A 6309-nucleotide genomic window follows, 5' to 3' on the forward strand; every position below is an offset into this window, starting at 1 on the left:
CAATATCATTTTATATCTTTTAAGTTCAATATATCTAATCACTATTTTATTAAAAGAAATAGCTAAATGAATCAATCTAAAAGATGAAATTCAAGTAGAAATCCTACTACTTTTGTCGTAGAATCCCCACGTAGCACCACATCGCTATCATCCTAAGATTTCAAGTCACCCCCAAAACGACAAAGTTAGCTTCTTATTTGAAAAAAGATAAGGAGTGAGCTTTTTTTCCACTACTGATAATGATGGATTATGTAAATCTCGTATGAACAAAGCATACAACTGGAATATGCAGTTATTCTCTGAAATAAACATGGTATAATTTAGAAAATAGAAAACGATTTATAAATGTTAGGAGGAGAATCATGGGAAGAGAAGTGCATTTTGATGATGAAGGTATAATTCTGAAACTAAATGGAGTAACAGGGTTATTTGCATTAAAACTAAAGTTAAATATTCCTTATAACAGGATTAAGAGTGTTTATGTTGACAATTTTGACGCTCCTCAATGGATGCTTCGCATGCCTGGAACATCAATTTCTTCTCTTAATATTTTTGAGGGTAGCTTTAAATACGCTGATGAATGGTACTTCCTTTCTTATGAAAACCGAGTACCTCTTGTAATAATTGAATTAGATGGGCATAAAAAATACAAATATGTCATCTTTGAAACTGATGATCCTAGTAGTGTGGCATCAGATATTAGAAAACATATAAGATCTTTATAAATAATGTTATTACATCAATGAGATTATTACTTCCGCTAAAGAGGATTATATAAAGGTAACAAGAATAATTATTAAACGACTATATGAGGTATCACCACATTGCTATAAAGATAGGGTTTTGCACTATCCATAAAGGTATCTGATGAATTACAACTATTCGCTCAAGAAATTCAAAACTTCTTATCTCCAAATTTCTTACGAAATCTTGCTAGAGATGTTGGTTTTGTACAACGAACTAGTAAGTACCAAGCAAAAGATTTGGTAGCTTTATGTGTATGGATTAATCAAAATGTCGCTAAAACCTCTTTAGTTCAGTTATGTAGCTGTTTAGAAGCATCAACAGAAGTGCTCATCAGTCCTGAAGGACTGAATCAACGATTTAATGCCACAGCCGTGCAATTTCTACAACAAGTGTTAGCCGAACTTCTCAACCAAAAGTTATCTTCAACTAAGCTGCTCTTTTCTCCATACACTTCTATTTTCAAGCGTATTCGTATCCTAGATTCAACTGCATTTCAACTTCCCGATGTATTTTCATCTGTTTATCCAGGTGCAGGAGGATGCAGCCATACAGCGGGAGTAAAGATTCAGCTTGAGTATGATTTATTAAGTGGACAGTTCCTTCATATTCATACAGGTCCAGGTAAACAACATGATCGAACCTACGGATCTCTGTGTGTCCCAACTGTAACTGCAAATGATTTATGTATTCGAGACTTAGGTTATTTTCATTTGAAAGATCTACAACATATACACGATAAAAAGGCTTACTATATCTCTCGTGTTAAGTCGAATACACGTATTCATCAAAAAAATCCCACCCCTGATTATTTTCAAGATGGAAAAATCAAGAAAGGTACAGAGTATATACAAATAGATATGGAAGTTTTAATGAACTCTCTTCAGCCAGGACAAACATGTGAAATATCCGATGCTTATGTAGGAATGACTGATAAAATCCCAACTCGTGTAATTGTTCATCGACTAACAAAAGAACAACAAAAAAAACGATTACAAGATCAAACTGTAAGAGAAAAAAAGAAAGGAATGAAGTATTCTCCTCGTAGTAAACGACTCAGTGGTATCAATGTGTATATGACAAACACCCCTACAGATATTGTCCCGATGGGACAGGTACATGATTGGTATTCTTTGCGTTGGCAAATCGAAATTTTATTTAAAACGTGGAAGTCATTCTTTCAAATTCATCATTGTAAAAAGATAAAACCAGAACGATTGGAGTGTCATTTATATGGTCAATTGATTGCCATTCTACTCTGTTCTTCTATCATGTTTCAAATGCGCCAATTGCTCCTCATGAAGAAAAAACGAGAGCTTAGTGAGTATAAAGCTATATATATGATTAAAGACTATTTTCTTCTTCTATTCCAAACTATACAAAAAAACACCCAAGAGCTATCAAAGGTGTTACTTCGCCTGTTCAATCTCCTACAGCAAAACGGGCGGAAATCTCATCGATATGAGAAAAAAACGGTCTTTGATATATTAGGTGTCGTTTACAATTGTACCATTTCTGATAATCAAGCCGCTTAATTCAAAAAAGTGAAACCCGTTAGGGTTTATTTCGTATGCAAATCTTTCAATCACCTACACTTGCCCTTTAGAAAAAAGAAACAATCTCGCCTAAAATTGACTTTGCATAAGCTTAGCTTGATAGCGATGTGGCGGGACCCCATGGCTATCAATCTAACATTTTTAAGTCCCCCCTAAATGAAAATTTTGTGTTTTTATAGAACCAAAGTTTATTTTTATCGTTTTGGAGAACAACAGATTTTTTAACTTGATAGCAAGGGGGTATTTCAATAGCATAGCTTAATGGATGTGTGGTGGGCCCCAATAAGGTTGTTTAAAATTCGGCTTTGGAGACATTTTCAAATACGTTCAACATCCAAACTAAGCTAAGGTAATTACAAATGAAAGTGTCCTATTAATATATTTCAAAAAACATATAATCCCATTCTCTTGCTATATTTTTAGTTAACCCACTTGACTATAACGTAACGTCATAGTGCATAATTTTAACTATATTAAATAAGGAGTGAAAGAAATGAATATAAAATCATTACGGTCAGATCAAATATATCGAAAAATTTTACAAGCTCCAAAAGAGGAAAAGGTTGAATTATACAGACAAGAAATGTTAGCTCCGTTTATGGGGAAATGGGAAATTCAATATGTTCCTTTTAAAGCTGAGGAGCAAAATGGCTTTGATGTTATTACATTGAATAATATAATGAGCATTTCTCCTAATCAGATTACAAATGAGATTACACCAGAATTAGAATTGATTTCCTCTGATTCTTTTTGGTCTGAGTGTAAAGAAGCTGTTAGGAAAAGCCTTCATTTATTTAGAGCGCATGATGTGAACCTTCGTGTATCTGATTACTTATTCACGATTCTATTAGGGGATCCAAATAGCTCTTCATTAATGTTAAATGAAGGATATAGTGGTGATGGAGGTATCCCTGGCTATATTTTGTGTACATTTGTGCCAAATGAATACACAATACCTCGAATGAAGGCTGCTTTAGCACATGAATGTAATCATAATGTTCGATATCAATTTATTCAGTGGGACCATACGGTTACTTTAGGTGAATTAATTGTTAGTGAGGGTTTAGCAGAAAACTTTGCTACTTCTATTTTTGGGGAAGATCTACTCGGTCCTTGGGTATCGAAAACAACTATGGAAATGCTTAATAGATGTATTAAACCCGTGCTCAAGGAACAATTACAATTAACAGGATTTGATAAAATTGCACCGTATCTTTATGGTGATGAATTAGCAAAACTTCAAAACTATATACCAGTCGATATGCCTTATGCTGCTGGTTATGCCTGTGGATACTATTTAATCAAATACTATTTAGAGAAAACAGGAAAAAACATCTTTGAAGCCACAATAATTCCTGCCAATTTAATACTAGATGAAATAAAAGGATTTTGGGATGAAGAAACAATTATTAACGGTTAAAGATATTGTCCAAATTACAGGCATAACCAAAAGAACCTTACAATATTATGATAAAATAAATCTATTAAAGCCAATTTACTTAACAGAAAATGGTTATCGACTCTATGATAAGAACAGTTTAGCAAGACTTCAAATGATACTATTTTTTAAGGAAATGGAATTTTCTCTAAAGGAAATTGCGGATGTATTGAAGCTTACGAGAGAAGAACAGCAACAATTATTAAAGAAGCATAACCAAACTTTATTGTTAAAAAAACAACGTTTAGAAGCAGTTATTACTGCGGTAGATGAGTATGTATCAGGAAAGGATATCTACAACTTAAATATTTTTAATAATTCATCCATTTTACCATTACAAGAACAATATACTCATGAAGCGAAATACATCTATGGGGAAACAGAAAAATACAAAGAATTTGAGGAGAAATTGAAAAATCTCTCTCCTAATGAAAAAGCGAACTTATTTCATGAATTCGAACAAAAAATGGAAAGAGTGTTTAGAAAAATTGCTTCCTATATTAATCGATCACCTACTTCCGATGAAGTACAGCAATTAATTGTAGAGTGGAAAAGTTATCTCGAACAATCTATTGTATGTGATTCTGAAATGTTGACATGTATTGCAAATGCGTATAAATTTGATAATCGATTTAAAAATTACATAAATCAATTTAGTAATGAAGACTTAGCTGAATTTTTACATAATGCAATTATACATTATATAAATAAATAGAAAAATTAATGTCATACTATTTATAATAGGGGGTCACCTTACATGGCCGTCAACTTAAGAAGAATAAACGCCACCAAAACAAAAAAGCCCCAACTTATTTTTTTGAAAATAAGTTGGGGCTTTTGAAACAGAAAAGTATATTTTTAACTATGAAAACTACGATAAATTTTTCCTTTTTTCCTACTTGCTAAATTCAGCAAGTAAAATATTTTTAAAAGGATTAGGACTGCCAGTTCTACCCAAACTATTCCAATTGACGACCAACGTATGATTGCCTCCAAGTGTACCTCCAACTAGAGTTGTAAACCCTAGAATGCCACCTGAGTGTCCCCATATCGAGACACCGCTTGGCAGCTTAGTTTCATAGATTCCAAGACCATATCCATCGATTCCTTCTTTTCCTGTAGGAACTGTAGTAAGCATTTGTTTTAGTTGCTGTTCCTTCAGTAATTTGCCACCGAGCAAGTAAGAGAAGAATTTGTTTAAGTCGTCAGCAGTAGAAATCATATCTCCAGCAGAGCTACCTGCACTTGGGTTATAATAAGTAACGTCTTTTAGCTCACTTGCTCCGTCTGGTTGGACATATCCACGGGCATGGTTAGTGCCTGGAATAACACTTGAGTTGCCTGGTAGGAATGTATTCGACAATTCAAGTGGTTCAATAATTCGATTTTCAACCTCTTCCGCATAGCTGTTTCCAGTTACTTTTTCAATAAGAATGCCCAGTAATACGTATCCTGTGTTTGAATAAGACCAGCCCTTTCCTGGAGCAAAGTCTGGAGGCAGAGAAACCCCCATCTTCACTAACTCTTCAGCCGTATACGATTTTTTTGTATCCGTAAAATCAGCGTCTTTTGACCTTGAGTATTCAGCGATACCACTTGTATGGTTCAATATGTGCCGGATAGTAATCTTGTTACCATCATATCCATTTCCTTGAATGACACCAGGTAACCATTTTTCGATGTAGTCGTCTAGCTTCAGGCGATTCTCTCCAACTAATTGAAGTACAACTGTTGCGGTGAACGTCTTCGTCACACTCCCAATGCGAAAGCGAAAATCTGTTTTCATTGGTTTCTTAGTTCTCAGATCCGCTATTCCAGCGACATATCCCCACGTTTTTCCACCCTCAGAAGTTTTAGCAAGTATCCCCGGGTATCCAAGTTGCAATGTATCCCGCATTGCTTGCTTGACGGAAGTACGATCTCGTTGAGTATTTGTTTGTAACGAACTAGATACATTTTGAGTAGGCTCTGCTTTTACAATTGAGGTTGGTGTTGTATATAACAGGGAACTTCCAGCTATTACAAGGGCCAGACTTGCACATGTAATTTGAATACGTATTTTCATAAGGCATTCCTCTCCTCTATTCATATTGTATAAGTGTTTGCTTACTGATCCTTACTTCCTGAAAAGACTTAGGGAAAGGCCCTCACGCATATAGATTAAAGCCCCAGTACAAAGGTATCTATCAATACCAACAATTTGAGCCAGTTAAATCTCCATCCCTTCTATAACAAAATTATTCAAAGGTATGAAAGCATATTATGTACCCTTAGTTATTGTTAGGATTAACACAACATGAGACATAGCCCCAACCCATATTTTACTTTATTTATCCATGATATGTATTGAGAAAGAATGTAAATCCGAATCCTTTCCGTACCCCAACTATTGATCGTTTTCTTCACCTATTATAATTAGTTATTTAGAATTTCTTAATAAAAAACTGTAAAAAAATAATGAGTTCCTTAACGAACAGGAAGTGGCTGAAAAATATGTCTAAACGCACAATTATCTTTTTTTGATATGGTGACCCCATCGCTATCAACCTAAAAAATCAAAATCCCCCCATA

At 34.3% G+C, this 6309-nt stretch carries 5 protein-coding genes; 4 read left to right on the forward strand and 1 reads right to left on the reverse strand.

Annotated elements, in window-relative coordinates; genetic code table 11:
* The first annotated feature begins 362 nt into the window (after positions 1-362).
* The 4 genes from ABWK52_RS19410 to ABWK52_RS19425 all read left to right on the forward strand — a co-directional run bounded on the left by ABWK52_RS19410 (position 363) and on the right by ABWK52_RS19425 (position 4453).
* Positions 363-725 carry a hypothetical protein gene (locus ABWK52_RS19410; protein WP_098541846.1) on the forward strand — a complete coding sequence of 121 codons (363 nt, stop codon included), beginning with the start codon at positions 363-365 and terminating at the stop codon, positions 723-725.
* 129 nt (positions 726-854) lie between these two features.
* On the forward strand, positions 855-2279 hold the full coding sequence (locus ABWK52_RS19415; protein ID WP_353772083.1) for an IS4 family transposase: 1425 nt from the start codon (positions 855-857) through the stop codon (positions 2277-2279).
* Between the two features lie 514 nt (positions 2280-2793).
* Entirely contained in the window at positions 2794-3720 is a 927-nt protein-coding gene (locus ABWK52_RS19420) for a DUF2268 domain-containing protein (protein WP_353772081.1), read from the forward strand.
* Positions 3695-4453 carry a MerR family transcriptional regulator gene (locus tag ABWK52_RS19425; RefSeq protein ID WP_353772082.1) on the forward strand — a complete coding sequence of 253 codons (759 nt, stop codon included), beginning with the start codon at positions 3695-3697 and terminating at the stop codon, positions 4451-4453. The genes ABWK52_RS19420 and ABWK52_RS19425 overlap by 26 nt, the downstream gene beginning before the upstream one ends.
* A gap of 180 nt (positions 4454-4633) precedes the next feature.
* On the opposite strand, the gene ABWK52_RS19430 is transcribed toward ABWK52_RS19425, so the two are convergent.
* Complete coding sequence (locus ABWK52_RS19430) at positions 4634-5803, reverse strand: serine hydrolase domain-containing protein (RefSeq protein WP_098542413.1); 1170 nt, start codon at positions 5801-5803, stop codon at positions 4634-4636.
* Between the last annotated feature and the right edge of the window lie 506 nt (positions 5804-6309).

The organism is Bacillus sp. AP50 (genome assembly GCF_040492675.1).
GTDB classification, from domain to species: domain Bacteria; phylum Bacillota; class Bacilli; order Bacillales; family Bacillaceae_G; genus Bacillus_A; species Bacillus_A cereus.

What these genes read in the sequence shown, in the direction of transcription:
- ABWK52_RS19430 (WP_098542413.1), bottom strand. Translation starts at nt 5,803, where the DNA reads ATGAAAATACGTATTCAAATTACATGTGCAAGTCTGGCCCTTGTAATA.
- ABWK52_RS19420 (WP_353772081.1), top strand. Translation starts at nt 2,794, where the DNA reads ATGAATATAAAATCATTACGGTCAGATCAAATATATCGAAAAATTTTA.
- ABWK52_RS19410 (WP_098541846.1), top strand. Translation starts at nt 363, where the DNA reads ATGGGAAGAGAAGTGCATTTTGATGATGAAGGTATAATTCTGAAACTA.
- ABWK52_RS19425 (WP_353772082.1), top strand. Translation starts at nt 3,695, where the DNA reads ATGAAGAAACAATTATTAACGGTTAAAGATATTGTCCAAATTACAGGC.